This window comes from Phreatobacter aquiterrae, assembly GCF_053471285.1.
Window position 1 is genome coordinate 240254 of record NZ_JBJPHW010000003.1, and the last position, 19224, is coordinate 259477.

General features: G+C 68.8%; 22 protein-coding genes and 2 tRNA genes. 15 read left to right on the top strand and 9 right to left on the bottom strand.

Annotated elements, in window-relative coordinates; genetic code table 11:
* Positions 1-4 precede the first annotated feature (4 nt).
* Together ACJ4V0_RS06235 and lepA are read right to left on the bottom strand one after the other, a co-directional pair.
* Positions 5-607: a hypothetical protein gene (locus ACJ4V0_RS06235; protein ID WP_448298698.1), complete on the bottom strand. Its 603-nt coding sequence runs from the start codon at positions 605-607 to the stop codon at positions 5-7.
* A gap of 98 nt (positions 608-705) precedes the next feature.
* Entirely contained in the window at positions 706-2511 is a 1806-nt protein-coding gene (gene lepA, locus ACJ4V0_RS06240; protein ID WP_448298699.1) for a translation elongation factor 4, read from the bottom strand.
* A 155-nt stretch (positions 2512-2666) separates the two neighbouring features.
* Here lepA and ACJ4V0_RS06245 point away from each other — a divergent pair, with 155 nt between their 5' ends.
* From ACJ4V0_RS06245 to ACJ4V0_RS06300, 12 genes are all read left to right on the top strand, one after another.
* Entirely contained in the window at positions 2667-3224 is a 558-nt protein-coding gene (locus tag ACJ4V0_RS06245) for a LysE family translocator (protein WP_448298700.1), read from the top strand.
* 65 nt (positions 3225-3289) lie between these two features.
* Complete coding sequence (locus ACJ4V0_RS06250) at positions 3290-3787, top strand: universal stress protein (protein ID WP_448298701.1); 498 nt, start codon at positions 3290-3292, stop codon at positions 3785-3787.
* Positions 3788-3918: 131 nt separating this feature from the next.
* A complete protein-coding gene (locus ACJ4V0_RS06255) occupies positions 3919-4479 on the top strand; it encodes a NifU family protein (protein ID WP_448298702.1) in 561 nt (186 codons plus the stop codon).
* A gap of 56 nt (positions 4480-4535) precedes the next feature.
* Positions 4536-5207: a tRNA (adenosine(37)-N6)-threonylcarbamoyltransferase complex dimerization subunit type 1 TsaB gene (tsaB, locus tag ACJ4V0_RS06260; RefSeq protein WP_448298703.1), complete on the top strand. Its 672-nt coding sequence runs from the start codon at positions 4536-4538 to the stop codon at positions 5205-5207.
* Positions 5204-5707 (top strand): ribosomal protein S18-alanine N-acetyltransferase, encoded by a 504-nt coding sequence (gene rimI, locus ACJ4V0_RS06265; protein WP_448298704.1) that lies wholly within the window; start codon positions 5204-5206, stop codon positions 5705-5707. The genes tsaB and rimI overlap by 4 nt, the downstream gene beginning before the upstream one ends.
* A 171-nt stretch (positions 5708-5878) precedes the next feature.
* Positions 5879-8410 (top strand): PAS-domain containing protein, encoded by a 2532-nt coding sequence (locus ACJ4V0_RS06270; RefSeq protein WP_448298705.1) that lies wholly within the window; start codon positions 5879-5881, stop codon positions 8408-8410.
* Positions 8407-9915, top strand: coding sequence for a tRNA (adenosine(37)-N6)-threonylcarbamoyltransferase complex ATPase subunit type 1 TsaE (tsaE, locus tag ACJ4V0_RS06275; RefSeq protein ID WP_448298706.1), 1509 nt, complete (start codon positions 8407-8409; stop codon positions 9913-9915). The genes ACJ4V0_RS06270 and tsaE overlap by 4 nt, the downstream gene beginning before the upstream one ends.
* A gap of 17 nt (positions 9916-9932) precedes the next feature.
* A complete protein-coding gene (locus ACJ4V0_RS06280; protein ID WP_448298939.1) occupies positions 9933-10631 on the top strand; it encodes a nucleotidyltransferase family protein in 699 nt (232 codons plus the stop codon).
* A gap of 213 nt (positions 10632-10844) precedes the next feature.
* Positions 10845-11216 (top strand): endonuclease domain-containing protein, encoded by a 372-nt coding sequence (locus ACJ4V0_RS06285; RefSeq protein WP_448298707.1) that lies wholly within the window; start codon positions 10845-10847, stop codon positions 11214-11216.
* Positions 11217-11328: 112 nt separating this feature from the next.
* On the top strand, positions 11329-11733 hold the full coding sequence (gene rbfA / locus ACJ4V0_RS06290) for a 30S ribosome-binding factor RbfA (protein ID WP_448298940.1): 405 nt from the start codon (positions 11329-11331) through the stop codon (positions 11731-11733).
* Positions 11730-12653: a tRNA pseudouridine(55) synthase TruB gene (truB, locus tag ACJ4V0_RS06295; protein ID WP_448298708.1), complete on the top strand. Its 924-nt coding sequence runs from the start codon at positions 11730-11732 to the stop codon at positions 12651-12653. Before rbfA ends, truB begins: the two co-directional genes overlap by 4 nt.
* Positions 12654-12724: 71 nt before the next feature.
* Positions 12725-12809: transfer RNA gene (locus tag ACJ4V0_RS06300), tRNA-Leu, on the top strand.
* 270 nt (positions 12810-13079) lie between these two features.
* Here the strand turns inward: ACJ4V0_RS06300 and ACJ4V0_RS06305 are convergent.
* On the bottom strand, positions 13080-13529 hold the full coding sequence (locus ACJ4V0_RS06305) for a universal stress protein (RefSeq protein ID WP_448298709.1): 450 nt from the start codon (positions 13527-13529) through the stop codon (positions 13080-13082).
* 408 nt (positions 13530-13937) lie between these two features.
* On the opposite strand from ACJ4V0_RS06305, the gene ACJ4V0_RS06310 reads away from it, so the two are divergent.
* Positions 13938-14252 carry a hypothetical protein gene (locus tag ACJ4V0_RS06310; RefSeq protein WP_448298710.1) on the top strand — a complete coding sequence of 105 codons (315 nt, stop codon included), beginning with the start codon at positions 13938-13940 and terminating at the stop codon, positions 14250-14252.
* A gap of 76 nt (positions 14253-14328) precedes the next feature.
* Here ACJ4V0_RS06310 and ACJ4V0_RS06315 read toward each other — a convergent pair whose 3' ends face one another.
* The 3 genes from ACJ4V0_RS06315 to ACJ4V0_RS06325 all read right to left on the bottom strand — a co-directional run bounded on the left by ACJ4V0_RS06315 (position 14329) and on the right by ACJ4V0_RS06325 (position 16384).
* A complete protein-coding gene (locus ACJ4V0_RS06315) occupies positions 14329-14625 on the bottom strand; it encodes a PilZ domain-containing protein (protein ID WP_448298711.1) in 297 nt (98 codons plus the stop codon).
* An 81-nt stretch (positions 14626-14706) separates the two neighbouring features.
* Positions 14707-15999: a UDP-N-acetylglucosamine 1-carboxyvinyltransferase gene (gene murA / locus ACJ4V0_RS06320; protein ID WP_448298712.1), complete on the bottom strand. Its 1293-nt coding sequence runs from the start codon at positions 15997-15999 to the stop codon at positions 14707-14709.
* Positions 16000-16177: 178 nt separating this feature from the next.
* Positions 16178-16384, bottom strand: coding sequence for a hypothetical protein (locus ACJ4V0_RS06325; protein ID WP_448298713.1), 207 nt, complete (start codon positions 16382-16384; stop codon positions 16178-16180).
* 198 nt (positions 16385-16582) lie between these two features.
* Here ACJ4V0_RS06325 and ACJ4V0_RS06330 point away from each other — a divergent pair.
* A tRNA-Thr gene (locus tag ACJ4V0_RS06330) sits at positions 16583-16657 on the top strand.
* A gap of 28 nt (positions 16658-16685) precedes the next feature.
* On the opposite strand, the gene ACJ4V0_RS06335 is transcribed toward ACJ4V0_RS06330, so the two are convergent.
* The 3 genes from ACJ4V0_RS06335 to ACJ4V0_RS06345 all read right to left on the bottom strand — a co-directional run bounded on the left by ACJ4V0_RS06335 (position 16686) and on the right by ACJ4V0_RS06345 (position 17635).
* On the bottom strand, positions 16686-16973 hold the full coding sequence (locus ACJ4V0_RS06335) for an addiction module antidote protein (protein ID WP_448298714.1): 288 nt from the start codon (positions 16971-16973) through the stop codon (positions 16686-16688).
* A 2-nt stretch (positions 16974-16975) separates the two neighbouring features.
* On the bottom strand, positions 16976-17266 hold the full coding sequence (locus tag ACJ4V0_RS06340; protein WP_448298941.1) for a type II toxin-antitoxin system RelE/ParE family toxin: 291 nt from the start codon (positions 17264-17266) through the stop codon (positions 16976-16978).
* A gap of 69 nt (positions 17267-17335) precedes the next feature.
* Positions 17336-17635, bottom strand: a complete 300-nt coding sequence (locus tag ACJ4V0_RS06345; RefSeq protein ID WP_448298942.1) for a c-type cytochrome — start codon at positions 17633-17635, stop codon at positions 17336-17338.
* 326 nt (positions 17636-17961) lie between these two features.
* Here ACJ4V0_RS06345 and ACJ4V0_RS06350 point away from each other — a divergent pair, with 326 nt between their 5' ends.
* Positions 17962-19224 carry an efflux RND transporter periplasmic adaptor subunit gene (locus ACJ4V0_RS06350; RefSeq protein WP_448298715.1) on the top strand — a complete coding sequence of 421 codons (1263 nt, stop codon included), beginning with the start codon at positions 17962-17964 and terminating at the stop codon, positions 19222-19224.

Below are 19224 nucleotides of genomic sequence, written 5' to 3' on the forward strand. Positions count from 1 at the left end.
GGAATCAGGCCGGGGACACCCGGCCCTCCTCCATCAACCGGCGCACGGCATCCTCGACCCGACGCACGTCGCGGATGCCCTGAAGCGTCTCCGACCGTTCCACCTTGTCACCGTCCGAATCCCGGCCCTCGCCGAAGATCAGCTTCAGCGTGCCGGAGCCGTCGGGCTTCTCGGTCCGCTCGACGGCGAAGAGGTCGCGCGGCGAGATGCTGCGCACGGTGACGCCGCGGCGGCCGAGCGTCAGGCAGGCGATGCGGCGGGAGGTGATCACCCAGACGCTGCGCCGCGCCCGGCGCGCGAGCCATAGAGGCGCGGCCATCATGCCGAGGCCGGCAGCGACGAAGGGCAGGCCGAACAGCACGAAGAAGGCGCCGAACCACGACCATTGCTGCCCCTTCGGACCGCCGAGGCCGAAGAAGCCGCCGAGCGACAGCCACTCCCAGAACAGGGCGAAGACCGTCAAGGGCACGGCGAAGAGCCAGACGCCGGCGGAGCGCCAGAAGGCGGAGCGGGCCGAGGGCTGGCCCGACCAGCGGATCGGCTCGCCGGCAAACTCGCGGATCATGGCCTGATGGAGGTCGTCGGGCAGGTCGGATGGAGAACTCATTCACGGCAGGGAAACACGGATCCGCGAAGGATCGGTGAACCGGTCGGCGGGAAAGCCCGCCTTCCGTCAATCATCCCGTAACCGCGGTCAGGCGCGCCTCAGCTATCCATCTTCAGGGCGGCGATGAAGGCTTCCTGCGGGATGTCGACCTTGCCGAACTGGCGCATCTTCTTCTTACCCTCCTTCTGCTTGTCGAGAAGCTTGCGCTTTCGCGAGATGTCGCCGCCGTAGCACTTGGCGGTGACGTCCTTGCGCAGGGCCGAAATGGTTTCGCGGGCGATGACCTTGGCGCCGATGGAGGCCTGGATCGGAATCTTGAACAGGTGCTGCGGGATGAGGTCCTTCAGCTTCTCGCACATGGCGCGGCCGCGGCTCTCGGCGCGGTTCTTGTGGACCAGCATGGAGAGCGCGTCGACCGGCTCGCCATTGACGAGGATCGACATCTTCACGAGGTCGCCCTCGCGGTAGTCGGTGATCTGGTAGTCGAAGGAGGCATAGCCCTTCGAGATCGACTTCAGCCGGTCATAGAAGTCGAAGACGACCTCGTTCAGCGGAAGGTCGTAGGTGACCATGGCGCGCGAGCCGACATAGGTGAGGTCGATCTGCACGCCGCGGCGGTCCTGGCAGAGTTTCAGCACCGAGCCGAGATAGTCGTCCGGCGTCATGATCTTGGCGCGGATCCAGGGCTCCGAGATGATCTCGATCTTCATCGGGTCCGGCATGTCGGCCGGGTTGTGCAACTCGATCAGCGTGCCGTCGCGCTGCAGGATCTGATAGACGACCGAGGGGGCCGTCGCGATCAGGTCGAGGTTGAACTCGCGCTCCAGCCGCTCCTGGATGATCTCGAGGTGGAGAAGTCCGAGAAAGCCGCAGCGGAAGCCGAAGCCGAGCGCCGCCGAACTCTCCATCTCGAAGGAGAAGCTGGCATCGTTGAGCCTGAGGCGACCCATGGCGGCGCGCAGGTCCTCGAAATCGGCGGCGTCCTGGGGGAACAGGCCGCAGAAGACGACGGGCTGGGCCGGCTTGAAGCCCGGCAGCGCCTTGGCGGTCGGCTTCTTCTCGTCGGTGATGGTGTCGCCGACGCGGGTGTCCGCGACCTCCTTGATCGACGCGGTGATGAAGCCGACCTCGCCGGGGCCGAGATCGGTGACGTCCTTCATCTTCGGGGTGAAGACGCCAATCTTGTCGATGTCGTAGACGGCGTCCGTGCCCATCATCTTGATGCGCTGGTTCTTCTTCATCGCCCCGTCGATAATGCGGACCAGCACGACGACGCCGAGATAGGGGTCGTACCAGCTGTCGACGAGCATCGCCTTCAACGGGGCGGCGCGGTCGCCCTTCGGCGGCGGCAAGCGCGTGACGATCGCCTCCAGCACGCCCTCGATGTTGATGCCGGTCTTGGCCGAGACCTCGATCGCCTCGGAGGCATCGAGGCCGATGACGTCCTCGATCTGCTGCTTGACGCGGTCCGGCTCGGCGGCCGGCAGGTCGATCTTGTTCAGCACCGGGACGATCTCGTGGCCGGCGTCCAGCGCCTGATAGACATTGGCCAGGGTCTGCGCCTCGACGCCCTGCGAGGCGTCGACCACGAGGATCGAGCCCTCGCAGGCGGCCAGCGAACGCGACACCTCGTAGGCGAAGTCGACGTGGCCGGGCGTGTCCATCAGGTTGAGGACATAGGTCTTGCCGTCCTTTGCCGGATAGTCGAGGCGCACGGTCTGCGCCTTGATGGTGATGCCGCGTTCCTTCTCGATGTCCATGTTGTCGAGGACCTGTTCGGTCATCTCGCGCGCGGTCAGCCCGCCCGTCACCTGGATGAGGCGGTCGGCAAGCGTCGATTTGCCGTGGTCGATATGGGCCACGATCGAAAAATTGCGGATGAGGTCGAGCGGCGTGTCGGTCATGGCCCGCACATAGCAGCGAAGCCCGTCCTTTGGAAGGATTGCCGCGCCGGAGGCGCCGCGGCTGATCGACATCAATGCCGGAGAGGGGTTCCCGGGCGATTGAGCTCCCACAGCGTGCATGAGCATGCGCCGCCGATCGCCCCTGGAGCCCCCCGATGCAGGACCCCGTCTTCTTCACCCTGGCCGTCATCGCCCTGCTGGCGACACCAGGCCCGACCAACACGCTGCTCGCGGCGTCCGGGGCGCTGTCCGGATTCCGCCGTTCACTGCCGCTCATCGGCGCCGAGATCGCCGGCTATCTCCTGGCCATCGGCATGCTTCACCTGGTCCTCGGGCAGATCCTGCTCACCACGCCGCTGCTAAACGCCGTCCTCAGGCTCGCGGTCGGCGCCTACCTGCTCGTCGCGGCGCTGCGCCTGTGGCAGTGGCGCGATGATCTGGCGGCGGCGGCCGGGACCATCGGCATCGGCAAGGTCTTCGTGACCACGTTGCTCAACCCGAAGGCGGCGGTCTTCGCCTTTGTCGTGCTGCCGCTGTCGCAACCGGCCCCCTGGCTGCATCTTGCCGGCTTCGTGCTGCTCATCATTGCCGCCGCAAGCGCGTGGATCCTGCTGGGCGCCAGCATTGCGCGCTCCGGCGCTGCCCGCAGGGGCGTTTCGCGCGTCGCAGCGACTGCTCTCGCCCTGTTCGCGGGACTGATCGCCGTCGGCTGAGCCACGCTTGCCAAGCCGGGGGCCGGGGTGCGACATAGCGCTTGTTGCGGTGCAGAGAGGCCCCGATGACCCGCAAGCGCGAAGCCTACCAGTCCGGCCATACGCCCAAGTTCATGGTCGTCATCGACGACACGGCGGAATGCGACCGCGCCATCGTCTTCGCGGCGCGGCGCGCCGCGCGCACCGGCCACCGGCTGCAGATGCTGGCGGTGATCGAGCCGAAGATCGGCGACGGTCAGGCGCTGTTCGGCGTCGCCGACGTCATGCGCGCCGAGGCTCATGCGGACGCCCGCGCCAAGCTGGATGCTGCGGCCGACCGGGCGATGAAGCTTGTCGGCGTCGAGCCGGAACTCGTCGTGAGGGAGGGAACGCTGGCCGAGGCGATCCTCACCCAGATCGAGGAAGACCCGGACGTGTCGATCCTCGTTCTCGCCGCCGGCTCCGGCAAGGACGGACCCGGCCCGCTGGTCTCCAGCCTCGCCCGCACGGCCGGCTCCTACCCCATTCCGGTCGCCATCGTGCCCGGCCAGCTTTCCGACGAGGAGATCGAGGCGCTGGCCTGACCGGTGCCGCGACAGACCAGCCACCGGATGGTTGACGACGGCCTTTCCCGGGGCCACATGTCGTCTGGAAGTATTCGATTGAATCATTCCAATCGGCCCCGGCCTTGAACCGGGCGTTCGTGGAGAGAGCGATGTTCATCCAGACCGAAGCCACCCCCAATCCGTCGACCCTCAAGTTCCTGCCCGGCCGCACCGTTCTGGAGACGGGCACGCTCCACATGCCCAATCCGGAAGCGGCACGGCAGTCGCCGCTGGCCGAAAAGCTCTTCGCCGTGGACGGCGTCGCCGGCGTCTTCTTCGGCAACGACTTCATCACCGTGACCAAGGGTGCGGCCGAATGGCCGCATCTGAAGCCCGCCATCCTCGGCGCCATCATGGAGCATTTCATGTCGGGCCAGCCGCTGCTGCGCGCCGACACCTCGCTGGCGCCCGACGGCGACGAGGAGTTCTTCGATCCCGCCGATTCCGGCACCGTCGACACGATCAAGGAACTCCTGGAGACGCGGGTGCGCCCGGCGGTCGCCGCCGACGGCGGTGACATCACCTTCCGCGGCTACAAGGACGGCATCGTCTATCTCGCCATGCAGGGCTCCTGCGCCGGCTGTCCCTCATCCACCGCGACGCTGAAGCACGGCATCCAGAACCTGATGCGCCACTTCCTTCCCGATGTAAGGGAAGTGCAGGCGATCTGACGCGGGACGGCGCGCCGCCCCTTTCCGCCCCGGCGCGGAAGGTGTAGCACCGGCGCATGCTCGTTCTCGCCCTCGATACGGCTCTGGCAGCCTGTTCGGTCGCGGTTCTGGATAGTGCGTCCGGAACCGTTCTGGCGCGCGCCTGCGAGCCGATGGAGCGCGGCCATGCCGAGCGCCTCATTCCCCTCGTGGCGAAAACCTGCGCCGCCGCCGGCATCGCCCCCGGCGCCTGCCGCCGCTTCGTCGCGACCACCGGCCCCGGCAGCTTCACCGGCCTCAGGGTCGCAATATCGGCGGCGCGCGCCATGGCGCTCGCGACAGGGGGCGATGCCGTCGGCATCTCGACCCTCGCCGCGCTGTCTGAGCCCTATCTGGCCGTCGTCGAGCCGCTTGCCGTGCTCGCCGCCATCGATGCCCGCCACGGCCACGTCTATGCCGCCTTCACCGCCCACGATCGCAGCGTGATTGCCGCGCCGGCCTATCTCGCCGCCGGCGAGGCCGCGCTTCTTGCCTCCGGTCAGCCGGTGGCCCTGGTCGGGCCCGGGGCCGACGCCGTGCTCGGCACCTGGCCGTCCGGGGCTTCCGCACCGGTCATCCTCGACGCGCGGCCGGCGCCCGACATCGACGTGCTCGCCCGCCTCGGCGCTGCCGCCGACCCCGCCCTGTTCCCCTGTCGGCCGCTCTACCTCAAGGCTGTCGATGCCAGGCCGCAGGGCGTGCGTGCATGAGTTCGATCTATGACCTCCTCGCCTGGTGGCCGCAGAGCAGCGCGCCGGTCGTCGAGCGCGCCGACCGCAGCGACTGCGACGCCTTCGCCGCCATCCATGCCGCTTCCTTCCACCGCGGATGGGGGGCCGAGGACCTTGCGGCCATGCTCGCCGACCGGGCGATCATCGCCCATGTCGTCAGGCGACGGCAGGGCGGGGCGGTGGCGGGCTTCATCCTCAGCCGCGTCGTCGGCGACGAGGCGGAGATCCTGACAGTGGCCGTGGCTCCGCGCCTGAGGGGCCGGGGCTTCGGCGCAAGGCTGCTGGCGGCGCATGTGCCCGACCTGATGCGCGCCGGCGTGCGCAGCCTGTTCCTCGAGGTCGAGGCCGGCAACGAGGCGGCGATCAGGCTCTACACCCGCCAGGGGTTCCGGCCGATCGGCCGGCGCAAGGGTTATTACCGGTCTGCGGCGGGCGCCGCGGATGCGGTGACGATGCGGCGGGACCTGCCGGCGATCTGACGCGCCGCGGCCCTTGCGACACAGTGCAACTTTTCCTCGCTCCGTTCCCGTTCTGGACTCTTAGACCGCGAGTCACCGCAGGGTTAGATTGGTCGTGATTCGCGGCGAGGCGGCACGCCGCGAACCCGCTTCGGCGGTCCGCATGCCGTAGCGCGGACGTGAGGACACCCGATGCCGGGCCTGGACCAGGTCGACGACGCATCCGGACTGGCGAGCGAGCCGGAGCCGACCCGCCCCTGGCGGCGCTCACGGCTCCTTCCGGCAACGACGGCCATGCTGCTGGCGACCACCGCCCTGGCCTCGGCCAATGAGGGCATGCCCGGCCTCGCCGACGTCCTCGGCACGATCCGCGCCCATGAATGGGCGGCGTTCGGGCTCAATGTCGGCGTCGTCATCTTCGGTGTGATGACGGGGATCGCCCTGTTGCGCACGCGCTCGCGCGCCGCGGCCGCCAACCATCGCGCCCGTCAGGAGATCAACGAGCTCAGGCTGGCGCTCGACCGCAACACCGAGCTTCTCACTCTCGACCCGCACGTCGTCGTCGTGTGGGGCGGCGACCGGGACGAGCCCGACATCGCTGGCGACGCCTCGCTGTTCACCGACCTTCCGGCGCCGCGCCGGGTGCTCGCCTTCGGCTCCTGGTTGCCGGCCGACAGGGCGGCCGAACTGGAGCGGGCCGTCGACGCGCTGCGCGTCTCCGGCACGCCCTTCCGGCTCGATGTGCTGAGCCAGTCCGGCCAGCCGATCGAGGCCGAGGGCCGGCCGATCGGCGGACGGGCGGTGCTCCGCCTGCGCCTCGTCGCCGGGGTGCGCGAGGATCTCATCAAGCTGCGCGCCAGCCACGACTCGCTGGTCCGGGAAACCGAAGCGATCCGGTCCTTCCTCGGCGCCGTCGCGATGCCGGTCTGGCTGCGCGATGCGGAAGGCCGCATCACCTGGGTCAACACGGCCTATGCCGCCGCCACCGACGCGCCCAACGGGCCGCAGGCGGTCGCGGCCGGAACGGAACTCCTCGATCCCGCCGATCGCGCCGAGGCGGCGCGCTGCAGGACGGCGCGCATGCCCTTCGCCCGCCGCGTGGCGGCCGTCGCCGCCGGCGAACGCCGCATCTTCGACGTCATCGAGAAGCCCGCCGGCACCGGCGCGGCCGGCCTTGCCATCGACGTCACCGAGCTCGAGACGGTCCGGGCGGAACTCTCCGTCGAGATGGAGACGCACAAACGCACGCTCGACCAGCTCGCCACCGCCGTCGCTATCTTCGACGCCAGGAAGCGCCTCGTCTTCAACAACGAGGCCTTCCGCCAGCTCTGGGACCTGGAGCCGGCCTTCCTGCACCAAGGGCCGACCGACGGCGACATCCTCGACCGGCTGCGCGAGCGCCGGCTGCTTCCCGAGCAGCCCAACTACCGGGAATGGAAGAAGACCCTGCATCAGGTCTATGAGGCGGTGGACACCGAGCCGCGAATCCTCGAATGGCCGCTCCCCGACGGGCGTTTCCTGCGCGTCGTGCAGAACCCCGATCCGGCCGGCGGCGTCACCTATGTTTTCGAGGACCTGACCCAGCGCCTGCAGCTGGAGACACAGGTGCAGGCCCTCGGCCGCGTCCAGCGCGAGACCATCGACCATCTCGACGAGGCGGTCGCCGTGTTCGGCCCGGACGGGCGCCTGTCGCTGTCCAACCGTGCCTTCGCCATGCTCTGGGAGCTCGATGCAGCGGCGCTCGGCGACCGGCCGCGGATCGACCAGATCGCGGCCCTGTGCATGCCCTATGTCCGGGACGGCGGCGTTTGGACGGAGATCCGCTCCGCCGTCACCGCCCTCGCCTATGAGCGCCGCCAGCACGCGGTCCGCATCGAGCGCAACGACGGCTCGGTGCTCGACACCATCACCGCGCCGCTGCCGGGCGGGGCGACCCTCGTCACCTTCCGGAACGTCACCAACATGGTGATGGTCGAGCGGGCGCTGACCGAGCGCAACGAGGCGCTGGAGTCGGCAGCCAAGCTGCGCAACGACTTCGTCCACCACGTCTCCTACCAGCTGCGCACGCCGCTCACGACCATCATCGGCTTCGCCCAGGTGCTGGACGACCCCTCGATCGGTCCGCTCAACGACAAGCAGCGGGAATATCTCGGCTATATCGGCGCCTCCTCGGCCTCGCTCCTGTCGATCATCAACGATGTCCTCGATCTCGCCACCATCGATGCCGGGGTGATGCAGCTCGAACTGTCCGAGGTCGACATCCGCGGCTCCATGCAGGCGGCGGTGGACGCCGTCCGCGACCGCCTGGCGGAGAACCAGATCCGCATCGAGATGCGGATCGCCAAGGACATCGGCACGTTCCGCGCCGACGCCCAGCGTGTCCGGCAGGTGCTGTTCAACCTTTTGTCCAACGCCATCGGCTTTTCCGATCGCGGCGGCCTCGTCGTCCTCGATGCGGCCCGCGAGGGCGAGGAGATCATCTTCAGGGTGCGCGACCAGGGCACGGGAATCGCGCCGGACATGGTCGGCCGCATGTTCGAACGCTTCGAGACCCGCACCACCGGTACGCGCCATCGCGGCGCCGGCCTCGGGCTCTCCATCGTCCAGAGCTTCGTCCATCTGCATCGCGGCCGCATCGACGTGGAATCGGCGCCCGGCAGCGGCACGCAGGTGAAGGTCACGTTCCCGGCCCATCTTGAGGACTTCTCCAAGGCCGCCGAATGACCGAGCCGTTCCGCATCAGCCGCCTTTTGGCCAACGAGGACGAGACGCGCCAGCTCGCCATGGATCTCGCCATGGCGGTGCAGCCGCACGACATCGTCACGCTCGAGGGCGACCTCGGGTCGGGCAAGTCGACGCTGGCGCGCGCGCTCATCCGCGCCATCGCCGAGGACGACCGGCTGGAGGTGCCGAGCCCGACCTTCGCCCTCGTGCAGCCCTACGACCTGAAGCGCCTGCCCGTCGTCCATGCCGACCTCTACCGGGTCTCCTCCCACGACGAGATCGCCGAACTCGGCTGGGACGAGGTTTCCGACAAGGCCCTGCTGCTGGTCGAGTGGCCCGACCGCCTCGGCGGCGCGCTGTCGGGCGACCGGCTGGAGATCGAGCTGTCGCTGGTGCCCGGCCGCGGCCCCAACGCCCGCGACGTGGTGCTGACCGGCCATGGCGCCTGGGCGCCCCGGCTCGCCCGCATGACGGCCCTGCGCGCCTTCCTCACCAATGCCGGCTGGGGCGGCTCGCTGCGCCGCCATCTGCAGGGCGACGCCTCGTCCCGCTCCTACGAACGCCTGCTCGACGGCCAGCGCCGCGCCGTCCTCATGAATGCGCCGAGGAAGCCGGACGGCCCGCCGATGAAGAACGGCCTGCCCTACAGCCGCATCGCCCATCTCGCCGAGGACATGGTGCCCTTCGTCGGCATGGCGGAGGGGCTGCGCGACATCGGCCTGTCGACGCCGGAGATCGAGGCGATCGATCTCGACCAGGGCTTCCTCATCATCGAGGACCTCGGCAGCGACGGCGTCGTCAAGGATGGAGCGCCTGTCGCCGAGCGCTACATGGCGGCGGTCGATGCGCTGGCCCTCATCCATGCCCGGCCACGGCCGGCGACCCTCGGCACGCCGAAGGGCGCCTATACCCTGCCGCCCTACGACCGCGACGCCCTGACCATCGAGGTTGAACTGCTCCTCGACTGGTATCTGCCGATGAAGGATGCGCGCATCCCGGCGAGCGAGAAGTACGTCTTCCTGCAGCGCTGGGCCGAACTGTTCGACGAGGTGGCCGGCTCGCCCCAGACCTGGGTGCTGCGCGACTTCCACTCGCCCAACCTCATCTGGCTCGCCGAACGGGAGGGCGTCGAGCGCGTCGGGCTCATCGACTTCCAGGACGCGGTGATGGGGCCCGCGGCCTATGACGTCGCCTCGCTCCTGCAGGATGCCCGCGTCACGGTTGCCGAGGAGCTCGAGCTGCAGCTGCTGTCGCGCTATGCGGCCGCCCGCAGGGCCGACGACCCAGGCTTCGACATGGCCGCGTTCGCCCGCCTCTACGCCATCATGGGGGCACAGCGGGCGACGAAGATCCTCGGCATCTTCGCCCGCCTCGACAAGCGCGACGGCAAGCCGCAATACCTCGCCCACCTGCCGCGCATCTGGGCCTATCTGCAGCGCTGCCTCTCCCATCCTGCGCTCGCCAAGGTGAAGCGCTGGGTCGACGACCGCGTGCCGCCGCCGTGAGCGCCATCGACACGGCCATGGTGCTGGCGGCGGGCCTCGGCACGCGCATGCGGCCGATCACCGACCGCATCCCGAAGCCGCTGGTGGAAGTGGCCGGCAAGACGCTTCTCGACCATGTGCTCGATCCGCTCGCCGAGGCCGGGGTGACGCGCGCCGTCGTCAACGTCCACCACCTCGCGGACCAGATCGAGGCCGCGGTCGCCGGGCGCACCCGACCCGCCATCGTCATCTCCGACGAGCGCCGGGCGATCCTCGATTCCGGCGGCGGCGTCGCCCGCGCCCTGCCGCATCTCGGCGAAACCTTCCTCATCCGCAACGCCGATTCCTTCTGGACAGACCGCGGCCGCTCCAATCTGACGCGGATGATCGAGGCCTTCGATCCCGCCCGCATGGACACCCTCCTGCTGCTCGCGACACTCGAGGGGAGCGTCGGCTTCGACGGGCCGGGCGATTTCTTCCGTGATGCCGAGGGCCGCCTGACCCGCCGCGGCGCGGCACCGCGCGCGCCCTTCGCCTATGCGGGAGCGGCGATCATGCGGAAGAGCGACTTTGCCGGCCGCACGGATGGCGAGGTGTTCTCCCTCAACGCCCTCTGGAGCGCCTCACTGGCACAGGGCCGGCTCTTCGGCCTGGTGCTTGACGGACTGTGGCTGCACGTCGGCACGGCGGACGCCATCGGCGAGGCCGAGCGGGCGATGGCCGGGGTGAAGTGCTAAACAGCCCCTCACCCTTCCCTCTCCCCGCAAGCGGGGAGAGGGTTCCAATGGCCGAAGCGTTTGTCACGGAGCAGCGGATGCTGAGCAGGCTCATGCTCGATCCAAAGATTGTAACATAAGTTTGTTCCCGTATTGCGCGAATAGCCGATGGACGCGACGCTGGAGTTCCCCTCTCCCCGCCTGCGGGGAGAGGGAAGGGTGAGGGGCAACGCCATGTCGCTTCGCTTCCGGGGGCCTTCGCCGTTCACCACTGGCCGCGCACGCCAGCTTCGTCGTGTCTCCACGGAGGCCGAGAAGCGCCTGTGGAACCAGCTCAAGGATCGGCGCCTCGCGGGCCGCAAGTTTGTTCGGCAGGAACCGATCGGCCCTTACTTCGCAGATTTCGTCTGCCGTGAGATGAAACTCGTCATCGAGGTCGATGGCGGCCAGCATAGCGAGTCGGCCCATGATCTCCGGCGCGATGCTTTCCTGAGATCGCAAGGCTTCGAAGTTGTCCGCTTCTGGAACGCCGATGTCTTGGGCGCCATGGACGCCGTGCTCGCGACGATCCTCAAGCACCTGCCACGTGCAGGAGAGGATCGCTGAACGGTCGCACGCAGACCCGGCCTACCCTTCCCTTTTCCCTCCCGCGGGTGTATGTGCCCGCCTCCTTTTCAGCTTCCACCCGGTCCGATCCCGGGAGAAGGACATGACACCCATGGCCAAGCGTTTCGAAACGGGCTCCGGCCCGTCCCAGCGGCAATTGCGCGTCGGCGAGCTGATGCGTCACGCCCTCGCCGAGGTTCTCGCCCGCGGCGAGGTCCACGATCCCGTCCTGCAGAAGCACGTCGTCACCGTGCCGGAGGTGCGGATGTCGCCGGACCTCAAGATCGCCACCTGCTTCGTCATGCCGCTCGGCGGCAAGGACCAGCAGGAGGTGATCCAGGCGCTCGCCCGCAACAAGCGCTACCTGCGCGGCGAGCTTGCCCACCGCACCAACCTGAAGTTCGCCCCCGACCTGCGCTTCCGCATCGACGGCTCCTTCGAGGAGGGCTCGCGCATCGACCGGCTGCTGGACAGCGACGTGGTGCGCCGGGACATCGACAAGGAGGACGGCGCTTGAACCAGCCCCGTTCGAAGAAGATCGACGTCCACGGCTGGATCGTCCTCGACAAGGATCTCGACCAGACGTCGACCCATGCGGTGTCGCAGGTCCGCCGCCTGTTCAACGCGAAGAAGGGTGGGCATGCCGGCACGCTCGACCCGCGCGCCACCGGCATCCTGCCGATCGCGCTCGGCGAGGCGACGAAGACCGTTCCCTTCGTCATGGACGGCCGCAAGACCTATCGCTTCACGGTGGCCTGGGGCGCCGAGACCGCGACCGACGACACCGAGGGCGAGGTGACGGCCCGCTCCGACCTCAGGCCGACGCGGGAGGCGGTCGAGGCGCTGCTGCCGCGCTACACCGGCACGATCATGCAGGTGCCGCCGAAGTTCTCCGCCATCAAGGTGGACGGCGAACGCGCCTACGACCTCGCCCGCGACGGCGAGGAGGTGACGCTGGAGGCCCGCCCGATCACGGTGGACAGCCTGCGCCTCACCGCCTTCTCGCCGGACGCCGCCGAGTTCGAGGCCGAATGCGGCAAGGGCACCTATGTCCGGGCGATCGCCCGCGACCTCGGCCGCGACCTCGCCTGCCTCGGCCATGTGACGGCGCTCCGCCGCACCCGCGTCGGTCCCTTCGGCGAGGACGACACCGTGACGCTGGAGGAGCTGCGCGAGCTCGCCGACGGGAAGATCGCCGGCCAGACGCTGGAGGATGCCCTGCTGCCGGTAGAGGCCGCGCTGGCCGAGGTGCCGGAGGTGAAGGTCACCCGCGACATCGCTGCCCGGCTGATGCGCGGCCAGAGCACCATCCTGCGCGGCCGCGACGCCCCGGTGGAGGGCGCAGCCTGGGCCTCGGCCGGGGGCGAACCCATCGCCCTCTGCGAGGTGGAACGCGGCGAACTCGTGCCGAAACGGGTCTTCGTCTTCGCGCCCTGACGTCGCCCGGAGCGTTTTGATGCACAGGCACGTTGACGCGCCCCGCCCGGCTCGCTAAGAGAGCCGCCTTCGCCCAGATGGCGGAATTGGTAGACGCACTGCTTTCAGGTAGCAGCGCCGCGAGGCGTGGAGGTTCGAGTCCTCTTCTGGGCACCAATTTCATGTTTCAGACGATCAAAGATCGTCCAGAAACCCGCAGAAAAGCCCGGTTCGCCGGGCTTTTTTGTTGCCTGGTGGTCCTGCTGGGTCCGACGCCAGCCGGTTGCATCCAACCGATTTGTTGGTATCCGATGTGGTCATTGGGCGAAAATCCCAACACGGCCAGCCGGCGGATGCCAAAACAGCACGTCGCTCAGCCTCCGGCTGAAACGTCCCAAGCCTTCCTCAACTCCGCGCTGTCGGCTCCGCCGTCGACGGTCCCGCCCCTCAACCAAACAGCTTGGCTGCCTTGTCGCTGCGCACGATCAACACGGCGCAAGTGGCGTGGCGGGCGATGGCGGCAGCGGAAGAGCCCAGGAGATAGCTCGCCATGGAGCGCCGGTGCGCGCCGACAACGATGAGGTCGGCTCCCCAGGACTTCGCCTCGTCGAGCACCTCGTCATGGACCGACCCCATGCGGCTCGCCGTCGAGACACGGTCGGCGGGCAGCGCCACCGTCGTGGCCGCCGCCTCCAGGCCGGCATTCGAATGGGCCTCGAGCTTCGCGTAATAGTCGTGCGGCACAGAGTCGAGTGAGCCGGTCGGCAGGATCGCGCGCACATGCACGAGCCTGATCTCGCCGTCATAGGTCTTCGCGAGTTCGGTCGCGGCCATCACGCCGGGTGCTGCGACTTCCGGCTCGTGGATGTCGACGGGCACGAGGATTTTCTTGAACATGGCGCGTCTCCTGCGTCTTTAGCCGACATTGACCAGAATATCGTCTCTTCAGGCCAAGAATGATGTCGGGTACCGCCATTGGCAAGTCGGTTCCCGCCTTAAAGGCTTGGCGCACTTGCATCGAAATCTCCAGGGATTTCCGCGCAGATGGGGCCGTCGCCGCCCAAGTCCGCGACAGAGACTCCACATCAGGGCGCCTGACGTCTCATTTCAGGGTATTTATCGTTTTCCAACACGAGATGGTATGGCAGCCGTGGCGCCTCGTCTGGCACCACTTTCTAGCGCCCGCATGTCGATCCGGCATGCGGGCGTTGTTGTCTCGACGGCACGATACAATTTGCATTTCCAGCACGAGGAACCTTCCGGGATACCGTTCGTTATCGGTGTCCTGACCATCGGGAGGACCCCATGAAATATCTGTCGCTCGGCGCGCTTGCCGCCACACTTCTCTTCGCCACCCCGTCATTCGCACAGGACCTGCGCATCCGCGCCGGCGAGAGCGGCATCTCGGTGCGCGCCGGTGAGGACCGTCCGGGCTATCGCCGCGGCCGTGGCCCCGACCGCGAAATCGTCGGCGAGCGCCGTGGTCCCGACCGCGTCGTCATTCGCGAGGGCCGCTCGGAGCGTTACGGCCGCAGCCGCGAGCGTTGCCGGGACATCACCGTGCGCTCAGAGCGCCCGAACGGCACCGTCGTCATCCGCCGCGAGCGCCGCTGCAGCTGACCTCGACCCTGATTTCGGCCATGCCGGCGAAGGCGCTCCCGCAAGGGGGCGCCTTTTCCCTGAGCATCGCGGAATGTCAGGGTTCGGGGTCCGGCGCTACGATGAAGCGCACGCCGATATTCGCGCCGTCGCGCCAGACCACGGCACAGTGCCGGAGCGCCTGACGTCCGACGGCGAGCCTCAGCAGGAATTCGTCGGGAACAAGCTCCGGTTCCCGCGCCACCAGCCGCGCCCCCGTCTGCGACACGTCCAACAGGGTGCAGGGGATTTCCGTCCCGTCGGCAAGGCTTTCGATCCGCGCCGTGTAGCGCAGATCCTGGCGGCGGCCGCCGGCGCGCCGGTCTTTGATGCTGGATCGTCGATCACTGGCCATCGCGGCGCCGCCACCTCACAGAACGGCGGTGATCATCGCAGCGTCGGGTTGCGAAAATATTGACGTAACGGAAGGTGAGCCTCAGCCGGCGGAGAGGCGCTCGATATCGGCGCCGCAGGCTGCGAGCTTGGTCTCCAGGCGCTCGAACCCGCGGTCAAGATGATAGACCCGGCTGACGGTGGTCTCGCCCTGCGCCGCCAGCGCGGCGATCACCAGCGACACCGAGGCGCGCAGGTCGGTCGCCATGACCGGGGCGCCCTTCAGCGTCTCCACACCCTCGATCGTCGCGGTCTGCCCGTCGAGGTGGATATGCGCGCCGAGCCGGGCAAGCTCCTGCACGTGCATGAAGCGGTTCTCGAAGATCGTCTCGGTGATGCGCGAGGAGCCCTTGGCACGCGTCATCAGGCCCATGAGCTGGGCCTGCAGGTCGGTCGGGAAGCCCGGATAGGGCTCCGTCGTCACCGTCACCGGCTCGAGGCCGTGGCCGTTGCGCTTCACGCGGATGCCCTCGTTGGTCGAGGAGATCTCCGCGCCCGCCTCGGCGAGCACATCGAGGGCGGACTGCAACAGTTCGGGACGGGCGCCCTCCAGCAGCACGTCGCCGCCGGCCATGGCCACGCACATGGCATAGGTGCCGGTCTCGATGCGGTCGGCGACCACCGCGTGGTGCGCACCGCGCAGGCGCGACACGCCGGTGATCTCGATGGTGGAGGAGCCGTGGCCGCGGATCCGCGCGCCCATCTTCACCAGGCAGTCGGCAAGGTCGACGATCTCCGGCTCGCGCGCCGCATTGTGGATGACCGTGGTGCCGTCGGCGAGGGCGGCGGCCATCAGCGCCACATGGGTGCCGCCGACCGTCACCTTGGGGAAATCGATCTCGGCGCCCTTCAGGCCCTTCTCGGCGGAGACGACGGCATAGCCGGCATCGATGTCGATCCTCGCGCCGAGGCACTCCAGCGCCATCAGGAGGAGGTCCACGGGGCGCGTGCCGATGGCGCAGCCACCGGGCAGCGAGACCCTGGCGCGTCCCATGCGGGCGAGCAGCGGCGCGATGACCCAGAAGCTCGCGCGCATGGTGGAGACCAGCTCGTAGGGCGCCGTGGTATCGACGATGGAGCGGGCGTTGAGGCGCACGGTCTGGCCGGTGAGCACCTCGTCGCCGTTGCGCTTGCCGGCGATGGTGACGTCGACGCCGTGATTGCCGAGGATGCGGGCGAGGTTCGACACGTCGGAGAGGCGCGGCACATTGGCCAGCGTCAGCTCGTCCTCGGTCAGGAGCGAGGCGATCATCAGCGGCAGCGCGGCGTTCTTGGCGCCCGAGATCGGAATGCTGCCGTGAAGCGGGCGGCCACCCGTGATGCGGATGCGGTCCATGCGGAACTCCTCGGAGGGAGGGCTGGAGCGGAGGTCGCCCCGGGCGTCGAATCGCGCAGGTCTCTTGCACGATGGTGCCGCCGCGGCCCGGCATTCGTCTAGCCGACCAAACGGGGCGAAACAAGGAAGGCCCGGCGGCGGAAACATGCCGCGCGTCGGCGCGGCCCGCCGCGTGTCCTCATTCGGCCTCGTCCGGCCCCGCGGCCCGGCCGCGCGCCTGGGCCTTGCGGCGCTGCAAATTGGCCTTGAGCTGGGCGGCGAGACGCGCCGCACGGGCATCGGCAGGGCCTGCGGCGGGTCTGCCCGCAGCCTTCGTCTCGGAGACCGGCGCGTCTGCCTCGTCCCCGACCTTCGGTCCGCCGCCGCCTTCCGGCCCCTCATTCATGCCGCTTGGTCCCTGATGCCGATCCCTGTCCGCGGGGCTTGCCGCCGGCTGACGGCCGCCCGGCGCCAATCTGGCCGCGGGACCGCACCGGCGCAACGGTTTCGCCAAAGCGCCGCCCGGCCCTTGCATCGCGCCGCCCCCTGTGGCAGGGAAGCGTCCCGTTCGCACCGCGCACCGTTTCGCGCTTCGGGTGCCTTCGCTGCGGTAGCTCAGTGGTAGAGCACTCCCTTGGTAAGGGAGAGGTCGAGAGTTCAATCCTCTCTCGCAGCACCATCTTCTTCCCAAGCACGCATCGAACGCCTCAGCGCGCCGGCGTCACTGTCAGGCGCAGCCCGAGCGCCGAGGTCACCTTCGACAGCGTATCGAGGGTCGGGTTCCCGCCGACCCTGAACGCCTTGTAGATGGCCTCGCGGCTGAGGCCGGTCTCGGCGGCGAAGGCCGTGACGCCGCGGGCGCGTGCGATGTCGCCGATGGCCGCCGCGATGAAGGAGGGATCGCCCTCCTCGAGTGCCGCCTCGATATAGGCGACCTGCTCCTCGGGCGTCCGCAGGTGGTCGAGGATGTCGAACTTCATCGTCCGGATCGCCATGGTCAGACCTCCCTCGCCATCTGCTGCGCCAGCCTGATGTCGTCCTGCTGGGTGCTCTTGTCGCCGCCGCAGAGCAGGATGACGATCGCCCCGCCCCGGCGGGTGAAGTAAAGCCGGTAGCCCGGTCCGTGGGTGATGCGCATTTCGCTCACGCCGCCGCCGATCGGCTTCACATCGCCCGGATTGCCAAGCTCCATCCGGCGAATGCGGGCAACGATGCGCGCCTTCGCCTGAAGGTCACGAAGCGCCGCCACCCAGGCAACGAAGACCTCCGTCTGGCGCACCTCGACCATGTGCATCAAGATACACAGACCGCCTCCCAAATGTCAACTTTGATACACAGATCAGCGACCAGGGGGCCCTCACCTGCGCCTCGGCTCGAGGCTCTTCAGAAACGAGATGAAGTCCTCGATCTGGTCGGGGTCGAAGCGGAACTGCGGCATGGAGGGGTGGCCGGTCATGATGCCTTCCGCCAGCGCCTCGGAGAGGTTCTCCACGGGATAGCGGCGATGCAGCTCGCGGAAGGGCGGCGCGATGGTCAGCGGGCTCGGCGAGGTGCGGTCGATGGCGTGGCAGGTGGCGCAATAGGTGCGGGCCAGCGTCTGGCCGCGCTGGATGCTGGCGGCGGCGGCGTCGCCGGCCGTCAGACCGGCGGCAGCCATCAGGGCGGCGACGACCCATGCGCCCGGGCGGGCGCGGGACAGGCGACAGGGTCTCGACATGGGGCTCCTCCAGCGATCCGTTCGGGGCGCCGCCGACGCAGGGCGAAACGCATGACGCCATGAGGACCCAGCCGGCCGCGCCGCGCAAGGTGGCATCGGCCGATCCGGGGCGGGCTTTGTTCTCGATCAACGGCCGCGGACACCAGGAATGCTAGCGAGAAGACCGCAAAATGGCGGGTGACGTGGCGCGCGCCCAGGATAGCACCACAGGCTCGGGCGACCAGACCGCCGTCACCGGCCTCCCGCCCGCCATCCGAGGGACACAGATGACCACACCCGGCCGGCCGGACATCCAGGCAGTTCTCGGCACCCGCACCGGCGGACGATCGGGCCGGTTGCGGCTGTGGGGCCTCTCCCTCGGCGTGATCGGCGCCCTGGCCATCGCCGGGCTCGCGGGATTCTGGACGCTGCGCGGCGCGGGCAGCGCCGTCCGCTACGTCACCGAGCCGGTGGCGCGGGGCACGCTGGTGGTGCTCGTCACCGCCACCGGATCGGTGCAGCCGACCAAGAAGGTGGATGTCTCCAGCGAGATCACCGGCATGATCCGCCGCGTGCTGGTCGACTACAATTCCCCGGTGACCGTCGGCCAGGTGCTGGCCGAGATCGACACCGACAAGCTGAACGCCACCGTGGACAACTCGCGGGCGAAGCTCCAGGCCGCGAAGGCGCGCGTCGCCGAGGCGCTGGCGACCATCCTGCAGACGGAACGGGACCTCACCCGCAAGAGGACGCTGGCCCAGCGCTCCATCGCCTCGGCCCACGATCTCGACGTCGCCCAGGCCACGTATGACCGGGCCGTCGCCACGCTGAGCAGCGCCCAGGCCGATGTCGGCGCCGCCGAGGCCGAGCTCCGGCTGAACGAGACCAATCTCGCCAAGGCGGTGGTCCGCTCGCCGATCAACGGCGTGGTGCTGAAGCGCAACGTCGATCCCGGCCAGACCGTGGTGGCGACCATGCAGGCCCCGGTCATGTTCTCCATCGCTGAGGACCTCAGGCAGATGGAGCTGCAGATCGACGTCGACGAGGCCGATGTCGGCAAGGTCCGGCCGGGCCAGAGCGCCAGCTTCTCGGTGGACGCCTTTTCGGATCGCAAGTTTCCCGCCACGATCAAGGACGTCCGGTTCGCCTCCGAGACCATCCAGGGCGTCGTCACCTACAAGGCGATCCTCGTCATCGACAATTCCGAGCTGCTGCTGCGGCCGGGCATGACCGCGACGGCGGAGATCCGCACGAGCGAGGTGGCGAACGCCCTCCTCGTGCCCAACGCCGCCCTGCGTTATCGCCCGCCAACCACCCAGCGGGACCAGCGCGGCTTTCTCAGCCGCCTCATGCCGGGGCCGCCGCAGAGAACGACCAGCCCGCGCGATCCAACGGGTCCGAACCGGACGGTCTGGATCGAGGGTGCGAACGGGCCCGAGACGGTTTCGATCGTCATCGGGGTCAGCGACGGCCGGCGCACCGAGGTGCGCGAGGGCCCGCTGGCCGAGGGACAGGCCGTGATTGTCGACCAGGCGGGCACGGGGCGGTGA